12 protein-coding genes are annotated in these 20,054 nt (G+C 61.7%); 7 read left to right on the top strand and 5 right to left on the bottom strand.

What is annotated here, in order from left to right:
• Nucleotides 1-55: 55 nt before the first annotated feature.
• Nucleotides 56-622, top strand: coding sequence for a chalcone isomerase family protein (locus ACWKWE_RS12615; RefSeq protein ID WP_483850700.1), 567 nt, complete (start codon nucleotides 56-58; stop codon nucleotides 620-622).
• Nucleotide 623: 1 nt separating this feature from the next.
• On the opposite strand, the gene ACWKWE_RS12610 is transcribed toward ACWKWE_RS12615, so the two are convergent.
• Nucleotides 624-4,826 (bottom strand): dermonecrotic toxin domain-containing protein, encoded by a 4,203-nt coding sequence (locus ACWKWE_RS12610; RefSeq protein ID WP_483850699.1) that lies wholly within the window; start codon nucleotides 4,824-4,826, stop codon nucleotides 624-626.
• Between the two features lie 298 nt (nucleotides 4,827-5,124).
• Here ACWKWE_RS12610 and tcuC point away from each other — a divergent pair, with 298 nt between their 5' ends.
• Nucleotides 5,125-6,414, top strand: a complete 1,290-nt coding sequence (tcuC, locus tag ACWKWE_RS12605; protein ID WP_166595137.1) for an MFS transporter — start codon at nucleotides 5,125-5,127, stop codon at nucleotides 6,412-6,414.
• 373 nt (nucleotides 6,415-6,787) lie between these two features.
• Here tcuC and ACWKWE_RS12600 read toward each other — a convergent pair whose 3' ends face one another.
• Nucleotides 6,788-8,251: a glyceraldehyde-3-phosphate dehydrogenase gene (locus ACWKWE_RS12600; protein WP_166595136.1), complete on the bottom strand. Its 1,464-nt coding sequence runs from the start codon at nucleotides 8,249-8,251 to the stop codon at nucleotides 6,788-6,790.
• Nucleotides 8,252-8,420: 169 nt separating this feature from the next.
• Here ACWKWE_RS12600 and mfd point away from each other — a divergent pair, with 169 nt between their 5' ends.
• Genes mfd through ACWKWE_RS12585 form a run of 3 tightly spaced genes read left to right on the top strand, consistent with a single transcriptional unit; the run spans nucleotide 8,421 to nucleotide 15,138 of the window.
• A complete protein-coding gene (mfd, locus tag ACWKWE_RS12595; protein ID WP_483850698.1) occupies nucleotides 8,421-11,873 on the top strand; it encodes a transcription-repair coupling factor in 3,453 nt (1,150 codons plus the stop codon).
• Between the two features lie 9 nt (nucleotides 11,874-11,882).
• Nucleotides 11,883-12,419 (top strand): CsiV family protein, encoded by a 537-nt coding sequence (locus ACWKWE_RS12590; RefSeq protein ID WP_341963897.1) that lies wholly within the window; start codon nucleotides 11,883-11,885, stop codon nucleotides 12,417-12,419.
• A 13-nt stretch (nucleotides 12,420-12,432) separates the two neighbouring features.
• Complete coding sequence (locus ACWKWE_RS12585; protein WP_483850697.1) at nucleotides 12,433-15,138, top strand: DEAD/DEAH box helicase; 2,706 nt, start codon at nucleotides 12,433-12,435, stop codon at nucleotides 15,136-15,138.
• A 159-nt stretch (nucleotides 15,139-15,297) separates the two neighbouring features.
• Here ACWKWE_RS12585 and ACWKWE_RS12580 read toward each other — a convergent pair whose 3' ends face one another.
• On the bottom strand, nucleotides 15,298-16,965 hold the full coding sequence (locus tag ACWKWE_RS12580; RefSeq protein ID WP_483850696.1) for a VRR-NUC domain-containing protein: 1,668 nt from the start codon (nucleotides 16,963-16,965) through the stop codon (nucleotides 15,298-15,300).
• A 153-nt stretch (nucleotides 16,966-17,118) separates the two neighbouring features.
• Here ACWKWE_RS12580 and ACWKWE_RS12575 point away from each other — a divergent pair, with 153 nt between their 5' ends.
• A complete protein-coding gene (locus tag ACWKWE_RS12575) occupies nucleotides 17,119-17,640 on the top strand; it encodes a nucleoside 2-deoxyribosyltransferase (protein ID WP_166595131.1) in 522 nt (173 codons plus the stop codon).
• A gap of 14 nt (nucleotides 17,641-17,654) precedes the next feature.
• Here ACWKWE_RS12575 and ACWKWE_RS12570 read toward each other — a convergent pair whose 3' ends face one another.
• Both ACWKWE_RS12570 and ACWKWE_RS12565 read right to left on the bottom strand, forming a co-directional pair.
• A complete protein-coding gene (locus ACWKWE_RS12570; RefSeq protein ID WP_166595130.1) occupies nucleotides 17,655-17,861 on the bottom strand; it encodes a hypothetical protein in 207 nt (68 codons plus the stop codon).
• 71 nt (nucleotides 17,862-17,932) lie between these two features.
• Nucleotides 17,933-18,835, bottom strand: coding sequence for a LysR family transcriptional regulator (locus tag ACWKWE_RS12565; RefSeq protein ID WP_166595129.1), 903 nt, complete (start codon nucleotides 18,833-18,835; stop codon nucleotides 17,933-17,935).
• Nucleotides 18,836-18,957: 122 nt separating this feature from the next.
• On the opposite strand from ACWKWE_RS12565, the gene ACWKWE_RS12560 reads away from it, so the two are divergent.
• On the top strand, nucleotides 18,958-20,037 hold the full coding sequence (locus tag ACWKWE_RS12560; RefSeq protein ID WP_483850965.1) for an AbrB family transcriptional regulator: 1,080 nt from the start codon (nucleotides 18,958-18,960) through the stop codon (nucleotides 20,035-20,037).
• Nucleotides 20,038-20,054: the final 17 nt, after the last annotated feature.

Raw genomic sequence — 20,054 nt, 5'->3', positions numbered from 1 at the left:
ACCGCTAAAAATGTCATACCCTTACCTCACCCCCCTCGCCACAGAAGACACCCTCATGCGCCACCGCCTCATTCACTGGATGCTCCTGCTTGCCGCGTTCGCCAGCCCGATGGCCATGGCGTCTCAGGCGGACTTGCTCAAGCAGGCCAACTTCCCTGCCCGGCTCGACGGCCATTCCCCGGCGCTGGAGCGCAAGAACCAGGCGATACTCACCTACCTCTGGACCGACGTTTACGCCGCCGCCTTTTATGCCGAGCCTTCAATCAGCGCCAAACAGGCTGCCTTCACCCAGTCACCCCAGAAACTTGAGCTGTATTATTTTCGGGACATCGACCGCCAGGACGTGATCAAGGCCGCCAACGCGGCCCTCGAAAAACAACAGCCGCAAGACACCCTCGTTCGTTTGAAACCCGAACTCGACCGCCTGCACCAAAGCTTCCAGAACATCGTCAAAGGCGACCGTTACGACCTGACCTGGGACCGCACCGATGGCTTGAACCTGACGCGCAATGGCAAGGTGATCTTTGCCAGCCCCGACCCTGAGCTGGCAAAGGTGTATTTCGCGATCTGGCTGGCGCCGGACGGTCTGTCGACTGACCTGCGCGACGCCCTGCTTAAATAAGCTAGCCCGCGAGGCTCAGAAACAACCGCTGCGCGATCTCCTTGCCGATGGCGCTGCGGTACACGCGAATCACGTCCTTGCTCTCCTTCGCCGCCTTGACCTGCGCCTTGTACCCCACAAACCGCTGCTCCGGGCGTTTCAGGTGAGCAGCGGTGAACGCCTCGGCTGCCGCGTTTTCACTGGCGTAATGAAAATGCGCCCACCACAGCACCCGCTGATCCGTGTCACGAATCACGTATTCCTGCAGGAAATCGTTTCGTTTGGCGCCTGACATATTCTTGCGTCCCTCGAACCGGGCGATGTCCACCTCACGTTCCTGAGCCAACCAGGCGAGACGTCCCGCCGTCGGCGGTTGCGCCTTGATCATCGCGATGCGCAAGGTCCGTCCCTCCTCCACCAGCCGGGAGGCAGACGCCCGCAACGCGCTCACCTGAATCTGAGCCGCTTCGTCACCGGCCCCCGCGCTCGTGAGCTTTTCCGCGAGCGCCGTCAGCCGGTCGGCCTTGTGGGTCAGGATGTCCTGCATGTCCGCAGGCTCATCCGCTTTTTTCGACTGACGCCGGGCGTTGGCAATGTCTGCCTCGACGCGCTCCAACAACGAGGTCGCCTGACGTTTGAGTTCCGCCAGTGCCACCACAGGCACGGGCTTTTCAGGTTGAGCAGGCGCGACCGTATTAACCTCGACCCACTCCCCGTTCTCATGCAGGTGGTACGTCTCGATCACGGTGTTGCCCATGGATTGCGTGACATCGACCACCGCACCCGGCATGTCGGGTTCGCCTTCGCGCAACCGCCCCACCAACGTGCGGTGGGCGCGGGTCTTGAACACCCGTTTGCGCGGCTGCCGAACGCGTGGCGCGTAATCCACAGGACGCGCCACAGGCTCGGTGCTTTCACGGATCAGATCCGACAAGCGTTTTTCCGCCCGGTCGGCGATCCAGCCGAATTCGTCCAGAAACCGGGTGAATCGCACGGGTTCGAACGCTTCGGGCACGCTTTGCTGGGCGCACACAGCGATAAGGATGCCCCGATCGTATTCCCGCAACGAGCTCTCCAACACGTCGATCTGCTCGGCGAGGGTGTAATCGTTGGGTTTTTCCAGCTCGATCTGCGAACTGACGGCCGCGTGGAGGCGGTCGTCCGTGCGCAATGATTTAAGCTCCAGGCTGCCCTGTTTGGACAGAATCACATCCTTGCTGAAGCTCAGTTCCAACAGCGACCACAAACGCGTCGCCCGCCAGTCCAACTGGGTGAACACATTGCTGCGGACCAGATCCAGCACCTCGTCATGCCAGATCTTTTCGCCCACCTTGGGCACGTCCCGCAGTTGCTGCCACAGGCTTTCCCTGAGTCCGGACCACTGGGTCCCCCGCTCTTCGATCTGCAACATGTCTTCGAACAGCGCCACGTAGCCGTCCACATTCTCTTGCGTCACCGCCGACACTGAAACCGCTTCAAGCCGGTCCATTTGGTTGCGCGCCAGCTTGACGAGGTTTTGCAGCAACACGCCCTCGTAAAACGCGATACGTCGGACCAGCGCCTGAAGGTCTTTGGCCACGGTCGTCTCGGGCGCCCGGTCGGCGGGTCGCAAGGAAGCCTGTAAGCGCTGGCGTTCCTCAACGATGGCTTTCAGTTCGTTCAGGTCGGTTTCGATCAGGTCGTACAAGGTGCCGGGCAGCTGCGCTTTCGCACCTCGACACGTTTTGTTCCAGCCGACGAACCTTTTAAACAGCACGACCTGGTGCTGATCCAGCACCGCTTCACGCTCCGTCACCGCCTTGAGCTTCGCCGCGTTTTCCAGGGCAACCTGTCGGGCGTTACGTTTCGGACCTCCGCCCCGCAGGCCGAGAGACAGATCCAGTGTCCACCACCCGCCTGTACGCCGTAGCCTGGGACCCACGATCGCCGACGACCGAGGGTCGATCACTCGCACGTCTTCATCCTTGAATGCCACGCGATACACGCCACTGTCCAGCCGGGCGTGCCACTGTCCGTCGTGCAGATACAGGCCTTCGCTGTCCCGTTCCGCAGACGGCGCACCCAAGTCCGGCTCAGGCGTGACTTTCAGACGCTCCAGGTCTCGGGCCTGTGCCGGGGTCAGCCGATGCCGCACGCTGGACCAGGAAAAATCCAGCAAGGGTGTCAGGGCAGTCGCCTGCGACTCGCCGTCCACCGTCTCCGGCGCTTCGGTGGGCCCATGCCCTGCCCGCGTCGCCTCCCCCTCCGCGACTTCGGCTCGCGGCGTTCGCAGGCGGGGCACGAATCCTTCGTGCATAAGCATCATGGACACCGTCAGTAACAGCGCCGTCCACGCTTGCCGCTCCGGGTCACCGACCGCACGCTTGCGCGCCACCAGCACTTGATCCACGGCACTCATCAGCTGCACCAGCCACAACGCGTTGCCGACCGCGCCGGACAGAAAGGGCATCACCAGGTCCAGCCCGAGCCAGCCTGCCCGCTGAATCATGGCCCAGCGGCTTTCGGCATTGGAGACTGACTCACGATCCGCGAGCTCCACCAGCGCCCGGGCGTTCGCATTGAACAGCGCAACGAGCACGTCACCGTCCACGTTGGCGACAGCCAGTTGCGCCGGTGCGGGGTTCCCGATCGGTGCAAAATCGGAGCCCAGCCCGAAACGGACGATGTGAGGTTGATCGAAGCCGCCGTTGCCGTAGCGCTGTCGCCCATGATCGGTCATCCAGACGAGCGCGTCGCCTTGCAGTTCGCCTGTCGTGGCAATGGCTGCGCGCAGTTCCGGCCACGCGGCGAACTCCATCAGCGGCATCGGCGCCAAGGGTCGATACAACACGAACGGACCCACAGCGGTATCCGACGCACCGATCACGAACTGGTTGCAGACGTCATCCGCCACGGCGCCCGGCTGCGCCACCCACGCCAGCGGGCGCAACACCGTGTCGCTGCCAGCGTGTGCAGCAGAACGCTCAAACAGCCAACAGACCCGCCGATAGCCCGCGTCCGTCAGCCCACCTTCGCCACGGAGTTTCTGCTCCAGCGCCTTCAACGGCAGTTGCACACGCAGTTGGTTGCCGAACAGCCGTTGCCGTCGCGACTCCTCTACAGGGTCAGTCATCAAATACTGACGCATCAACGCCGGATACGCGCGGCCGATGTCAGCCCGCACCACCAACTGCTTGAGGTAGTCGATCGTCAGCCATCGCGGCAGCGGTCCGCCATCGCGCAACGACAATACGATCGTGCCGCTGGGAACACTGCACAGGTTGCCCAACGCAAAGTGGGCCACGCTCATGCGCTGATGTTCGATGCTGCCAATGGGAATGAACTGCCCCGCCGACGGGACGGGGACGGCCACCACCTTGTCGATGTGCACCGTGACGTCGTCCAGTGTCAGCCAAGTGACGTCCGGGTGATCGCCACGCATCAGGTCTTGCAGGGTCTTGCGCGCGTAATCGAGCAGCGGCGGCACGTCATCGTCCCAGCAGCGTCCCGCCGCTCGCGCGTTCACGACCGCCAAAGCCGCGAGTCGGCGGCTGAAATCGAGACGGTCGGCGGACGAGGCACGGCTCAACCAGTCGGGCACCTGCTCGAACCGTGACAGGTGCCGGGTAATCGCGGCGTCTTGTGCGTCGCTCAGCCACGGCAGGATGTCCGTGGTCTTGGCCACGTAGCGCTCGATCTCGTCGAAGTCATTCAGGCCAAGCGAGGGAATGGCCTGAAGATCGGCGAGTTGCGCATCAAGTATCGCCAGCGCCTGCTGTTCGAAAACGCTCGCGTCAGTGTTTTCCGGGCGCCGCTGAGCCAAGGCATTCGCCAAGCGGGTACAGGGCGTCGCGCCGTCTGCACCCGCACGATCCCAAAAAGCGATCAAGGACCCGGTGAAATCATCGAGCAGACCCAGAGAGACCGTGTCGACGAGGATGGCCAGCGCCTCCATGTCGCCGCTGGGGGCGGGGGCAAGTGACGCGGCCGGATCGACGACCAGCGCATCGGCCCCGCTCTTCCAGCGGGGTGTCTGGCCGCTGGCAAAAAACCGCTGCAAACAGGCCGTCAGCGTCGCAGTCCTCGCTTCTCCGTTTTCGGCCTGTCCGGTGACGACGGCCACGTCGGGGTCGAGGTGAACGTCAGGGAAGTAAGACGTCAGGGCAGCCCTCAGCGAATCGCGGGCCTGCTCAGACAGGGAGGGGCGTCGGGAAAACAGATCGATCAGGTCAAATTTGTCAGTCATTGTGCACTCAACTCGCAAGAATGAGCCGTAACCTGCGAGGTAAATAGCGGGCACGGCCGAACAGATCAGGCGAGTTAAAGGCACACGGGCCAACGAGGTGACATAAACAAATAGTGCGATGGCCCGCTCAGGGCAGTGATGCGAGAAGGCCGATGCGAGGCTTCTGATTGCCATCCGCCACTTTTACACATATCGTTACAAATCTGTGCAGTGCGAGGCCAAGCTCGTACCGTGCGGCAGAGGACGTACAAATACAACGGATTCCCCCCAGCTAGACAGCCTAAGTGAGTAATTCCAAATGGCCTCGACCACAGGCAAAGGCAAAGCGATTTTTCGCGTTGTCAGCGGCAACTTCCTTGAAATGTTTGACTTTATGGTCTATGGCTTCTACGCCACAGCCATCGCCAAAACCTTCTTCCCGGCCGACAGCGAATTCGCATCCCTGATGCTGTCGCTGGCCACCTTCGGCGCAGGTTTTCTCATGCGCCCGCTGGGTGCCATCTTCCTCGGCGCCTATATCGACCACCATGGTCGTAAGAAAGGTCTGATCATCACCCTGGCCATGATGGCGATGGGTACGATCCTGATCGCTTGCGTACCGGGTTACGCCACGCTGGGCGTTGCCGCGCCGCTGCTGGTGTTGATCGGCCGTCTGCTGCAAGGCTTCTCCGCCGGTGTGGAACTGGGCGGTGTGTCGGTGTACCTGGCTGAGATCTCGACGCCGGGCCGCAAAGGCTTCTTCGTCAGCTGGCAGTCCGCAAGCCAGCAGGCAGCGGTGGTGTTCGCAGGGCTCTTGGGTGTTGGCCTCAACCACTGGCTGAGCCCGGAAGAAATGGGCCAATGGGGCTGGCGTGTGCCGTTCCTCGTGGGCTGTGCGATCGTTCCGGCGATCTTCATCATCCGTCGTTCGCTGGAAGAAACCCCTGAGTTCGAAGCCCGTGCACGCAAACACCGTCCAACCATGGGCGAAGTGATGAAGTCCATCGGCTCGAACTTCGGCATCGTCATCGCTGGCATGGCGCTGGTGGTCATGACCACCGTGTCGTTCTACCTGATCACCGCGTACACGCCGACCTTCGGCAAAAACGAACTGCACCTGTCCGACCTGGACAGCCTGTTGGTGACCGTCTGCGTGGGTATCTCGAACTTCATCTGGCTGCCGGTGATGGGCGCGGTGTCTGACAAGATCGGTCGCAAACCCCTGCTGCTGGCGGCGACCATTCTGGCCATCGTCACGGCGTACCCTGCCCTGTCCTGGCTGACCGCCAACCCGAGCTTCGGTAACCTGCTGATGGTCGAGTTGTGGTTGTCCTTCCTGTACGGCTCCTACAACGGCGCGATGGTGGTCTCCCTGACCGAAATCATGCCCGTCGAAGTGCGCACCACCGGTTTCTCCTTGGCCTACAGCCTCGCGACCGCAACCTTCGGTGGCTTCACTCCAGCGGCCTGTACCTACCTGATCCATGAGCTGAACAACAAGGCGGCTCCCGGCATCTGGTTGAGCGGCGCTGCCGTGCTGGGCCTGATCGCCACGCTGGTGCTGTTCCGCAAAGGCGGTCATGCGCACGTGGAAGCGGTCACGAGCTAAAGGCTGCAAGCTGCAAGCCGCAAGTGGAAACGCAAACGCCCCGACTGGTTCGGGGCGTTTTTTTGGGCGGTCGATTTTTCTGCAACGCCGACGACATCTGTTTTGACACCACTCCCCTGTGGGAGCGAATTCATTCGCGATGGACGCTACAGCCCACGCATCTCTGGCGTCTGACGCGCTTTTCGCGAATAAATTCGCTCCCACAGGGAAATCCGGCGAGTCTCGGAATTTGGCCGGACTCAAACCCCCCACACAAAAACGCCACGACCGGATGTTTCGGTCGTGGCGTTTTATGTTTGGCCTGCGGCTTGCAGCTCGCGACTCGTCGCTGCTCTATCAGCTTGCAGCTTTCAACTCGCCGCTCGCAGCTGCCTTACTTCGGGAAAGCAGGCGGGTTGACCCCGGCCATGTCTTCCATCACGCGAACCACTTGGCAGCTGTAACCGAACTCGTTGTCGTACCAGACGTACAGCACGACGCGGTTGTCGTTGACGATGGTGGCTTCGGCGTCGACCACACCAGCGTGGCGCGAGCCGACGAAGTCGGTGGAGACCACTTCCTGCGAGGCCACGAAATCGATCTGCTTGTGCAGGTCCGAGTACAGCGCGGTGTGGCGCAGGTATTCGTTGACTTCTTCACGGGTCGTTTCAGTGCCCAGGTTCAGGTTCAGGATCGCCATCGACACGTTCGGCGTCGGAACACGGATCGCGTTGCCGGTCAGCTTGCCGGCCAGCTCAGGCAACGCCTTCGCGGCCGCGGTGGCAGCGCCGGTTTCGGTGATGACCATGTTCAACGCGGCGCTACGGCCTCGGCGATCGCCTTTGTGGAAGTTGTCGATCAGGTTCTGGTCGTTGGTGTACGAGTGAACCGTTTCAACGTGACCGTTGACGATACCGAACTTGTCGTTGATGGCCTTGAGGACCGGCACGATGGCGTTGGTGGTGCAGGACGCAGCCGAGATGATCTTGTCATCGGCGGTGATCTGCTGGTGGTTGATGCCGTGAACGATGTTCTTCAGCTTGCCTTTGCCCGGTGCGGTCAGCACGACGCGGTCGATGCCAGGGCATTGCAGATGCTGGCCCAGGCCGTCGGCATCACGCCATACGCCGGTGTTATCGACCAGCAGCGCGTCCTTGATACCGTACTGGGTGTAGTCCACCTCGGTCGGGCTCTTGGCGTAGATCACCTGAATCAGGTTGCCGTTGGCGCTGATGGTGTTGTTCGCTTCGTCGATGGTGATGGTGCCGTCGAACGGGCCGTGAACCGAGTCACGGCGCAGCAGGCTTGCACGCTTGACCAGATCGTTCTCGGCGCCTTTGCGCACGACGATGGCACGCAGACGCAGGCCGTCGCCGCCACCGGTTTTTTCGATCAGGATGCGTGCCAGCAGACGACCGATACGGCCGAAACCGTACAGCACGACGTCGGTGCCCTTACGGTCGCCGGAATTCTGTTGGCCAACGATTTCAGCCATTTCTTCGCGGACGAACTGCTCAGCCGTGCGGCCGTTGGCTTCGGCCTTGTATTTAACGGCCAGCTTGCCCAGGTCCACCGAAGCGGCACCCAGTTTGAGCTCGCTCATCGCTTTGATGAGCGGGAAAGTTTCGTGTACGGACAACTCGGTCGCGTCGGCTTGACGATGACGCGCAAAGCGGTGTGCTTTGAGAATCGCAATCACTGAACGATTGATCAGGGTGCGGCCATAGATCGAACTCACCACATTATTATTGCGGTAGAGCTGACCGATAAGCGGGATCATCGCCTCGGCGAGCGCTTCACGATCGATCCATTCACCAAGACACTGGTCGGGCTTCTGAGTCACGGGAACCTTCCACATGTAGGGGCTGAAAAAAGGGACTACATTATGCCCAAGCCTTTGTTTATGAGCAATCCAGTCTTTTTCGATCGTGGAGCACTACATAATTCGGCGAGCACAAAACTGACAGCGGATTCCCGATTTAGTTACAATCCCCGGCTTTGCCGCAACGCCTGGAGCTTTATCTTCCGTGCCCGTTCTGCGCCTACCGATTCTTCCTGCTGCCGCAGGCAAACAACATTGGGGCAACCTGCCCGGTGCCGCTCAAAGCCTGGCCATCGCCGAGGCTGCAAGCGCCGCGAAACGCTTCACCCTGCTTTTGACCGCTGACAGCCAAAGTGCCGAGCGACTGGAACAGGAACTGAAGTTTTTCGCCCCCGATCTCCCGGTGCTGCATTTCCCTGACTGGGAAACCCTGCCCTACGATCTGTTCTCGCCCCATCAGGACATCATCTCCCAGCGCATCGCCAGCCTGTACCGGCTGCCGGAACTGGGGCATGGCGTGCTGGTGGTGCCGATCACCACGGCCCTGCACCGCCTGGCGCCGACCAAGTTCCTGCTGGGCAGCAGCCTGGTGCTGGACGTCGGCCAGAAGCTCGACGTCGAAGCCATGCGCACCCGGCTCGAAGCGACCGGTTACCGCTACGTCGACACCGTCTACGAGCACGGCGAGTTCACGGTGCGCGGCGCGCTGATCGACCTGTTCCCCATGGGCAGCAAACTGCCCTACCGGATCGACCTGTTCGACGATGAAATCGAAACCCTGCGCACCTTCGAGCCGGAAACCCAGCGTTCCATCGACAAGGTCGATTCGGTGCGTCTGCTGCCCGCCAAGGAATTCCCGCTGCAGAAAGAAGCGGTCACCCGTTTCAAGGCGCGTTTCCGCGAGCGCTTCGACGTCGATTTCCGCCGCAGCCCGATCTTTCAGGACCTGAACAGCGGCATCACCCCGGCAGGCATCGAGTACTACATCCCGCTGTTCTTCGAAGAAACTTCCACGCTGTTCGACTACCTGCCCCAGGACACGCAGGTGTTCTCGCTGCCGGGCATCGAAGCGGCGGCGGAAACCTTCTGGAAGGACGTGCGTAACCGCTATGAAGAGCGCCGCGTCGACCCCGACCGTCCGCTGCTGCCGCCCGCTGAATTGTTTTTGCCGGTCGAAGACTGTTTTGCCCGCCTCAAAAGCTGGCCCCGCGTGGTCGCCAGCCAGGACGACGTTGAAACAGGCATCGGTCGCGAACGCTTTCCGGCGCTGGCACTGCCGAATCTGGCCATCGAAGCCAAGGCCAGCCAGCCGCTTGCGGCACTCTCGACCTTCCTCGACGAATTCCCCGGCCGCGTGCTGTTCACTGCCGAGTCCGCCGGTCGTCGCGAGGTGCTGCTGGAGTTGCTGGAGCGCCTGAAACTGCGGCCGAAAAACCTCGACAGCTGGCAGGAGTTCGTCGACAGCAAAGAGCGGCTGGCGATCACCATCGCGCCGCTGGACGAGGGTCTGGTGCTTGAACAGCCAGCCTTGGCGCTGGTCGCCGAAAGCCCGCTGTTCGGTCAGCGGGTCATGCAACGCCGCCGTCGCGAAAAGCGCATGGACGGCCACTCCAGCGACGCGGTGATCAAAAACCTCGCTGAGCTGCGCGAAGGTGCGCCGGTGGTGCACATCGATCACGGCGTGGGCCGCTACCTTGGGCTGGCGACGCTGGAAGTGGAAAATCAGGTCGCCGAATTCCTGATGCTGGCCTACGCGGAGGACGCCAAGCTGTACGTCCCGGTGGCCAACCTGCACCTGATCGCCCGCTACACCGGCAGCGATGACGAACTCGCGCCGTTGCACCGCCTCGGTTCCGAGGCCTGGCAGAAAGCCAAGCGCAAAGCCGCCGAACAGGTGCGCGACGTCGCCGCCGAACTGCTCGACATCTATGCTCGCCGCGCCGCCCGCGAAGGTTACGCGTTTGCCGATCCGAAGCTGGATTACGAAACGTTCAGCGCCGGGTTCCCGTTCGAAGAGACCCCGGACCAGCAGACCACCATCGAAGCCGTGCGCCACGACATGCTCGCGCCGAAACCGATGGACCGGCTGGTCTGTGGCGACGTGGGCTTCGGCAAGACCGAAGTGGCCATGCGCGCGGCGTTCATCGCCGTGCACGGCGGCAAGCAAGTAGCGATTCTGGTGCCGACCACCCTGCTCGCCCAGCAGCACTACAACAGTTTCCGCGACCGCTTCGCCGACTGGCCGGTGACGGTCGAGGTGATGAGCCGCTTCAAATCTGCCAAGGAAATCAACGCCGCCGTGGCCGACCTGGCCGAGGGCAAGATCGACATCGTCATCGGCACCCACAAGCTGTTGCAGGATGACGTCAAGATCAAGAACCTGGGCCTGGTGATCATCGACGAAGAGCACCGTTTCGGTGTGCGCCAGAAAGAACAGCTCAAGGCCCTGCGCAGCGAAGTCGACATTCTGACCCTGACCGCCACGCCGATCCCGCGCACCCTGAACATGGCCGTGGCCGGCATGCGCGACCTGTCGATCATCGCCACCCCGCCTGCCCGACGCCTGTCGGTACGGACTTTCGTCATGGAGCAGAACAAGCCCACGGTGAAAGAAGCGCTGTTGCGTGAACTGCTGCGCGGCGGTCAGGTGTACTACCTGCACAACGACGTGAAGACCATCGAGAAATGCGCCGCCGACCTCGCCGAACTGGTGCCGGAAGCGCGGATCGGCATCGGTCACGGGCAGATGCACGAACGCGATCTTGAACAGGTGATGAGCGACTTCTATCACAAGCGCTTCAACGTACTGATCGCCTCGACCATCATCGAAACCGGCATCGACGTGCCGAGCGCCAATACCATCATCATCGAACGGGCTGACAAGTTCGGTCTGGCCCAGTTGCACCAGTTGCGCGGTCGGGTCGGTCGCAGTCACCACCAGGCCTACGCTTACCTGCTGACGCCGCCGCGCAAGCAAATCACGCCGGACGCCGAGAAGCGTCTGGAAGCCATCGCCAACACCCAGGACCTTGGTGCAGGCTTCGTGCTCGCCACCAATGACCTGGAAATCCGTGGTGCGGGCGAGCTGCTGGGCGAAGGCCAGAGCGGGCAGATTCAGGCGGTCGGTTTCACCCTCTATATGGAAATGCTCGAACGCGCGGTGAAGTCAATCCGCAAGGGTGAGCAGCCGAACCTGGACCAGCCGCTGGGTGGCGGTCCGGAGGTCAACCTGCGGGTGCCGGGGCTGATTCCCGAGGATTACCTGCCGGACGTCCACGCGCGGCTTATTCTCTATAAGCGCATCGCCAACGCCGCCGACGAAGAAGGCCTGAAGGACCTGCAAGTGGAGATGATCGACCGCTTCGGCCTGCTGCCGGAGCCGACCAAGAACCTGGTGCGCATGACGTCGCTCAAGCTCAAGGCCGAGCAGTTGGGCATCAAGAAAGTCGATGCCGGCCCTCAGGGTGGACGAATCGAATTTGCCGCCGATACGCCGGTAGAACCCTTGACGCTGATCAAGCTGATTCAGGGCCAACCGAAACGCTACAAATTCGAAGGTGCCACGCTGTTCAAGTTCACGGTGCCGATGGAGCGTCCCGAGGAGCGTTTCAATACGATCGAAGCGCTGTTCGAGCGCCTGACCCCGACATCTGCCTAAGGATTCACCATGCGTGTGCTTCGCTCGCTCACCCTGCTGCTGGTGCTGATCGCTCCGGCAGCTTTCGCCGATGGCATTTATCAGGTGGAGCTGATTCTCTTCCGTCAGAACGGCGAGCCTGCGGCCACCAATCAGGCGGCTCCGGAAGATTGGGCTGCGGGTGCGCAACCCTTGGGCGCCGACAACCAGACCTCCACCGGGCTGGACGCGTTGGTGAGCAAGCTTGAATCCAGCGACACCTATAAAGTGCTGCTGCACCGCGCCTGGCAACAACCCCTGAGCGCGACGCCAAGCAAGGTGGCGATCAGCAGCGGCCAGGAACAGTTCGGCCATTACCCCATCGAGGGCACAGTGAGCCTGGGCCTGGCGCGCTTCACGGACATCGACGCCAACTTCTGGGTCAATCAGCTCGACGAGCATGGCGTGCTGGTCACCAGCGAACGCATGCGTCAGGCAACCCGGGTCAGGAACGGAGAACTGACCTACATGGATAACGGGAGTCTGGCCATGTTGATCAAGGTCACTCCTCTTCAAGCACCGCGTTGACGTAGGAAAAGACGTGTCATCCCTATTGGAAAAAGTCCTGGCCCTGCCATGGGAACCCCTGTTCAAAGCACAAAGCGTGGAGCGCGGGCTTGAGTATGCCCAGCAGAAACGTGTGGCCGTCGAACACCTCAGCGGCGACCTTGTGCGCACGGTTTGCCGGGGTTCGGGCCTGGAAATGTACACCCAGACCTTGATGTTCAAGGACCCTGAGCGCACGCGCACGTTCGTGATCGGCAAATGCACCTGCCCGGTCCGCACCAACTGCAAGCATTGTGCGGCAGCGCTGTTCTACCTGCAGGCGCCGGAAAACCAGCCGGACATACTCGCCGTCGTCAACCGCCAGTCCACCGAGCGTGCCACCGTCGTCCAACCGAAGCCCAACCTGCCTGAAAAGCTGGAAAAAAACATCAAGCCCAAGCCTCGGCTGATCCTCGCCAGCTTCGAATTCAGCGCCTACGAACCGCGCAACGGCAAGATGCAGCGGCACATCCAGCACCGCGCCGCGCTGGCCTTCCGTTATCGCGAACTGTACGCCTCGGGCACCCCAAGCCCTGGCCGTTCCAGCGATCTGCTCTGGCACCTGAAAACCGAAACCCTGCGCATCCGGCGGCATCTGGAGGTCGAAGCGCAGTTCCGCAGGCAGTTGCAGGACCTCGGCTTTCGCATCGCCACCCGCCAGAGCAAAGCCTTGCCGGACAGTGCCGGGGAAATGTTCGAACTGCCCACCGACAAGGCCTGGCTGAGCTTCATCCTCGAAGAACTGCCCAAGCTGCGGGACAAAGGCTGGCAGGTCGAAATGAATGACGATTTCGGGTTTGACGTCACGGCCGTGGACGACTGGTACGCGGTGGTCGACGACGAGCCGGAGCGCGACTGGTTCGACCTGGAACTGGGGATCATCGTCAACGGCGAACATCTGAGCCTGCTGCCGATTCTGATCAACCTGCTGCGTACCCACCCGGAATTGATGACCGCGGCGGGCATCGCCAAACGTCGGGACGACGAGCAACTGCTGGTGCAGCTCAACCACTTCACCCAGCGCGGCGGCGTGCCGATTCAAGTGGCGCTGCCCTATGGCCGCCTGAAAACCGTGCTGGCGACCCTCGGCGATTTCTACTGGCGTGAAGACGGCAATAACGCCATCCGCCTGAGCACCGCCGACGCCTCCCGCCTCAAGCACTTGGACGACCTGCCACTGGTGTGGCAAGGCGGCGACCGGCTGCGGGAGTTTTCCGAACGGCTGGTCAACATCAAGGATGCACCGGTCACTGCACCGGAAGGGCTGAACGCCACACTCCGGCCTTACCAGCTGGAAGGTCTGAGCTGGATGCAGGCCCTGCGCGAGCTGGAAGTCGGCGGTGTGCTGGCCGACGACATGGGCCTGGGCAAGACCCTGCAAACCCTGGCGCACTTGCTGATGGAGAAACAGGCCGGACGCCTGGATCGCCCGGCGCTGGTGGTGATGCCCACCAGCCTGATCCCCAACTGGGTAGACGAGGCAAAACACTTCACCCCGCAGCTCAACGTACTGGCGTTGTACGGCGCGAATCGGCATCAGGACTACGATCACCTTGAGGATTACGACCTGATCCTCACCACCTACGCCCTGCTGCCCCGCGACGTCGAGTTGCTGAGCAAGCAACTCCTGCACGTGCTGGTGCTGGACGAAGCGCAGTACATCAAGAACCCCAACAGCAAGGCGGCGCAGGCCGCGCGTCAACTGAACGCCCGCCAGCGTCTGTGCCTGAGTGGCACGCCGCTGGAAAACCACTTGGGCGAGTTGTGGTCGTTGTTCCACTTCCTGATGCCCGGCTGGCTGGGGGATGCCAAACAGTTCGGCAGCAACTACCGCACGCCCATCGAAAAGCTCGGTGACGGCGCCCGGTTGCAGCACCTGAATGCGCGGATCAAGCCGTTTCTGCTGCGCCGCACCAAGGAGGAAGTCGCCACCGAGCTGCCGCCGAAAACCGAGATTGTGCACTGGGTCGAACTCAACGACGCCCAACGCGACGTGTACGAGACCATGCGGCTGGCGATGGACAAAAAGGTCCGTGATGAAATCACGCGCAAGGGCGCGGCGCGCAGTCAGATCATTATTCTCGAAGCCTTGCTCAAATTGCGGCAGGTCTGTTGCGACTTGCGTCTGGTCAAAACCGCGCCCCTCAGCGCCCGTCAATCCAGTTCGGCCAAGCTGGAAAGCCTGATGGACATGCTGGAAGAGCTCCTGGCGGAGAATCGCAAGATCCTGCTGTTCTCGCAGTTCACGTCGATGTTGGGGCTGATCGAAGCGGAATTGACCCAGCGCGGCATCGAATACGCCCTGCTGACCGGCCAGACCAAGGATCGCCGCACGCCGGTGCAGGAGTTCCAGAGCGGCAAGCGTTCGATCTTCCTCATCAGCCTCAAGGCCGGGGGCACGGGTTTGAACCTGACGGCGGCGGACACGGTGATTCACTACGACCCTTGGTGGAACCCAGCGGCGGAAAACCAGGCGACGGACCGGGCGTATCGCATCGGCCAAGAGAAGCCGGTGTTCGTCTACAAGATGATCGCCCGGGGCACCGTGGAAGAGAAAATCCAGCAGTTGCAGCACGAGAAATCAGCGCTGGCGGCGGGTGTGCTGGATGGCCGAATGTCGGGAGACTGGCGACTGCAGGACGACGACATCGAAGCGCTGTTCGCGCCACTGCCCCTGCCGCCGAAGCGGGTGAAGCGGTAACCCCGGAAAGTACGCCGCCGTCCTGCGGGAGCGAATTCATTCTGGGCTGCATTCCGACGAAGAATGGAACAGGCGATAGAAGGTGTCGACGATACGATCCCTTTGCGAATGAATTCGCTCCCATAGGTCAGCACAGGATTCCCGGCAACCGAACGGTTGCTACAGGGAACTGACTTCCATCATAGGGCTGTGCGCCCACTGCACATAACACACCACCACTGGCATCTCATGTTGGGCGCAGAAGTCCAGCCAGCGCAGTTGGTTGTCCTGCAAGCGGTCGCCCGGCCCTTTCACCTCGATCATCCGATAGCGGCGCTGTTCGGGGTAGAACTGGATCAGGTCGGGCATACCGGTGCGGTTGGCCTTGATGTCTTGCAGCAAACGCCGGAACCAGCGTTTGAGGTGGCTGGAAGGCAGACAATGCAGCGCTTGTTCCAACAGCTCCGGCGTGAGCGTGCCCCAGAACACGAACGGCGATTGCAGGCCGAATTTGTTCACGTAGGTGTCGCGGATGACCGTCAGATAACGCTCATCGTCCAGTTGCGACAGGCATTCCTCGAACAACACCGCCCGCCGCTGATAAAAGTCGGGGCTGTACAGGTCGCTCGGCGCGCTGTGGAACGGGTGGAAGAACGCCCCCGGCAGCGGCGCGAAAATCGCCGGCCAGCACAGCAACCCGAACAGCGAATTGACCAGCGCATTCTCGACGTAGTGCACCTCGCTGCCCTCTTCGGCCAAGTGCTGCTGGATCAGCCGCTCGACACTGTGGTCGGGCAGCGGCGTCACACTCAGGTCCAGCCGCGTGACTGTCCGCGCCTTGCGTTTCACACCTCCGCCCTGCCCCAGCTTCTTTAATAGCCGTGGTTGAATCCGCAGCAGGTGCTGGGTTTCTTCGTCGTTTTCAGGCGTGGCCTGAGCCTCTTGCAACAGCGCCATGGCCTCGGCGTACTGCTCGCCACGTTCCAGCACCCGAACCCTGCGCACCCGTGCGCCGGGGTAGCTGGACTGGGCATAAACGCTCAGCGCCAGCGGCCATGCCTGTTGGCGCTCGGCTTGCTGGCCAATCTGGAACAGCAGCTTGGCCCGGCGCATCGACAGCCACGGATTGAGGGTCTGGATCGCCAGGGCCTGAGTCGCCAGCTCTTCCAGTTGCTCCGCTTCGTCCAGCGCCTGCCGACAGCTGTGCAGGTTCAGGCAGGTGTCGATGTCTTCGCGCTGACTGATGCCTCGCGATTCAAGGGAAAACTCGACCTTTTCGTAACGATAAATGCCCAAGTCCGCGAGCACGAATTCGGACCATTCCTGATAAAGATTGCCGAAATACAACAAGCGCAACCGGTCGCACAGCGGCATGACCTGCAAGGCAAAAATCACTTCATCGACGCCTGAAAACCAGTGATCCAGCGGCTGAATGTGTTCGAAATCCGGCAGCAGACGCGCCAGCAGATCGGCTTTTTTCTCGGTGGCTTTGACGCCATGAGCCTTGAAGCACTGACTCAGTTCGTCCTTGCGCAACAGGGCGAACAGCGCTGAAAGGTCGAGATGTGGCTGATCGTCAACCCAGCCACACGCCAGCAACGGCGCAACGGCCTGGCGGGCGTCACCGATTTCCGCGTAGGTCAGCTTGCTGGCGCGAAACAGCACGCCCTTGCGCATGACCATCCGCACCAACAAGGCCTGCGCAGGCTGTGGCAGTTGGGCGAAGTCGTCGATGAACGTGCGTTCTTCCTCGTTCAGCAGGTCGTCGTAACGCTGGCCGATCCAGCCCAGCACCTGGCGAAAGTTCTCCAAGTAATAGAACGGATTGTCGAGGGGGGAAGTGCTCACGGCGCGGTCACGTTACGGCTGGCGGAAAGGCGTCAGGATACTGGTTATCCGTACAGATTCCAGCCCCCACTGATGAGGATTTTGCGTTGGACTGATCAACGGCAACCGAGCGAGGGGCTACAATCGGGCCACTGTTTTTGCGAGGGGCCTGTGATGCCTTCCCTTTCCACACCGCGCATCTATCTGGCCGGTTTCGATGTCTTTCGCGCCGATGCCATTGAACACGGGCGCTACCTCAAAACGCTGTGCGAGGCCCACGGGCTGGAAGGCCTGTACCCGTTCGACAACGAGGTCGAACAGGGCCTGTCGCCCCACGACACCGCCAGACGGATCTGCCACGCCAACATCGACATGATCAAACGCTGCGACGCCGTGCTGGCGAATCTCAACCCTTTCCGGGGAATCGAGCCGGACTCCGGAACGGCATTCGAAGTGGGCATGGCCGTGGCGCTGGGCAAGCCGGTCTGGACCTACTTCGAAGACACGCGGCCCCTGCGCGAACAGATTGAGCACGATGCCGACGGTTCCGATGCGCAGGGGTATCAGGTGGAGGATTTTCAGCTGCCGAAGAACCTGATGCTGGCGTGTACGTGGGTGGGGTTCAGCGGGACGGTGGAAGCGGCCGTTGAGGCATTGGCCGGGCATTTGAAACAATCACCCGGCAACGCGATATAGCTGTCGGCGCGGTGTTACCCCAACGTCGAAGACCCGATGTCCAGCTTGTCCGCATCCTCGAACTCATCCAGCCGCAAATCCCCCAGGTCCAGATCGCCTTCCGGGTCGCTGTCTTCGTCCGCATCGGCGTCGTTGAGGGGCGATTGATCGCCGCCAAAATGCTGGTCTTCGTGGTTCATGAAATACGGAATCCGGGTGTATTCGTGTGGCTGTGCCTGCATGCTTCTAGCCTCCAGATGGCTGTTCACTGTTGTTGCTGTCTGTTTCAAGGCTACTCCCGAACGCCTCGGGATTACACCCAACTGAAAAACGAGCCCCCGTCGTCGCGCAGCATTTGCACCATCGCGTGGGCCGCGGGCGAGAGGTAGCCCTCGCGGCGCAGAATGACGCAGATAGTCCGCGTCATGGTCGTAGCTTCCAGCGGCACCTCCCGCAGATATTGCATGTTCTTGCCATATTCGAGGGTTTCCCGGGCGATGAAGCTCAACAGGCTCGTCTGGGCGATCAGCCTCGGCAACAGCGAAATGGAATTGGCCTCGATCTGCACCACGGGCAGCGGGAGGTGGTGACGGGTGAACGCTTCATCGACCCAGATCCGCGACGACACTCCCAACGGCGGCAACACCCAGCGGTAGTTGCACAGGTCGCTCATCTGGTAGGGGGCGTTGAAGATCGGGTGATTGCGGCTGGCGATGACCACCGCTTCGTCGGTGAGGATCGGGTAGGCGGTGAATTCGTCTTCGATGCCGCGTTGGGAACAGATGATCATGTCCAGATGCCCTGAGCGCAGTTGCTCGCGCAGCATGTCGTCCTGACCGATGACCAGCTTCAGGGTGATGTCCGGCGCCCGTTTGAGCAGCGCATTGGTCAGCTCGGGCAACAGGTATTCGGCCATCGTCGCCGCACAGCCCAGTCGGATTTCCCCGACCGCGCCACTGGCAAAGTCCCGCACCTCGCGCTGGGTCTGGGCGATGCTTTGCTGCAACATCTTGCCCCGTGCCTGCAACAGCTCGCCCACCGGGGTCAACTTGATCCGGCGCCCGTCGCGCTGAAACAGCTTGGTGCCAAACGACTCTTCCAGGCGTTGAATGCTTTTGGTCAATGCCGGCTGGCTGCGATTGAGCTTTTCAGCGGCCCGACCGAGGTGACCGAGTTCGGCGATGGTTTCGAAATAGGTGAGGTCCCGCAGGTCCATATATCAACCAAAGTTATCGATTCATGATTATTAGAAAATAGACTTGATCAATTGAAGTGTCGATAATTTTGCGCATTGGACAGAACTCCATCAGGAAACCGCCCATGCTTTGGAGATCCTCGTTGTCGCGCCCCACCCCGTTTTCCCTCGACACCCTGCACCCGCTTTTGCAATGGCTGCTGCTCATCCTTCTCGCCGGCAGCGCCGGTCAACTGTTCCGCTACTTCCACGTTCCTGCTGCGCTGTTTCTCGGCCCAATGCTGGTGGCGATCGGCTTTGGCGTGTCCGGTGCGTCGATCCGGATCAACAAACACGTGTTCCGTCTCGGCCAAGGCTCGGTGGGGGTACTGGTGGCGCACTCGATGACCATGGGTGTGTTGCTCACGGCCATGCATTCCTGGCACGTGATGGTGTTCGCCACCGTGCTGACCATCGCGCTGAGCGCCGTGGTGGGCATCGGGCTGGCACGCTGGGGCGGGATTCAGGGCAGCACGGCGGCATGGGGCACTTCGCCGGGGGCGGCGTCGGCGATGGTCGCGATGTCCGAAGACTACGGCGCCGACTCGCGGGTCGTGGCGACCATGCAATATGTGCGGGTGGTGTGTGTGGTGATGGTCGGCGCACTGGTGAGCCGGGTGATTGGCGCCGATGTCGGTGGCACCGATGCGCACAGCACCAACGCGATGCTGCAAGGGGTGAACCTCCTGAGCCTGGGCCTGACCGTGCTGACCATCGTGGTCGGCGTGACCCTCGGCGCCAAAGTACCGGCTGGTGCGCTGCTGGTCCCGCTCTTGTTGGGTGGCGCGCTGCAATTGAGCGGGATTTTGCAGATCACCATGCCGACCTGGCTGCTGGCGATTGCCTATGGCGCCATCGGCAGCTACATCGGCCTGCGGTTTGACCGGGTGACGATCAACTACGTCTGGCGTCGCCTCCCCGCGATGATCCTCGGGGCGCTGCTGTTGATCCTGCTGTGCGCCCTCTCGGCCTGGGTGATCGCCGAAATGATGGGCAAGGACTTTCTCTCGGTGTACCTCGCTACCAGCCCCGGCGGCCTCGACGCCATGGCGATCATCGCCATCGACACCCACTCGGACGTCGGCTTCGTGCTGGCCATGCAGACCCTGCGCCTGTTCGGCGTAATCGTCACCGGCGCCTACATCGCGCGGCAAGTGATTCGCGTGACCCAACGGTTGGCGTGAGGGATCGCAGCGTGCTG

The sequence above is a fragment of the Pseudomonas salicis genome (genome assembly GCF_057128705.1).
This window is presented reverse-complemented; position numbering and strand designations above follow the sequence as displayed.

Coding starts and splice junctions, on each gene's coding strand:
- ACWKWE_RS12615 (WP_483850700.1), top strand. CDS start 56: ATGCGCCACCGCCTCATTCACTGGATGCTCCTGCTTGCCGCGTTCGCC.
- ACWKWE_RS12565 (WP_166595129.1), bottom strand. CDS start 18,835: ATGGACCTGCGGGACCTCACCTATTTCGAAACCATCGCCGAACTCGGT.
- ACWKWE_RS12590 (WP_341963897.1), top strand. CDS start 11,883: ATGCGTGTGCTTCGCTCGCTCACCCTGCTGCTGGTGCTGATCGCTCCG.
- ACWKWE_RS12570 (WP_166595130.1), bottom strand. CDS start 17,861: ATGCAGGCACAGCCACACGAATACACCCGGATTCCGTATTTCATGAAC.
- tcuC (WP_166595137.1), top strand. CDS start 5,125: ATGGCCTCGACCACAGGCAAAGGCAAAGCGATTTTTCGCGTTGTCAGC.
- ACWKWE_RS12600 (WP_166595136.1), bottom strand. CDS start 8,251: ATGTGGAAGGTTCCCGTGACTCAGAAGCCCGACCAGTGTCTTGGTGAA.
- ACWKWE_RS12610 (WP_483850699.1), bottom strand. CDS start 4,826: ATGACTGACAAATTTGACCTGATCGATCTGTTTTCCCGACGCCCCTCC.
- ACWKWE_RS12575 (WP_166595131.1), top strand. CDS start 17,119: ATGCCTTCCCTTTCCACACCGCGCATCTATCTGGCCGGTTTCGATGTC.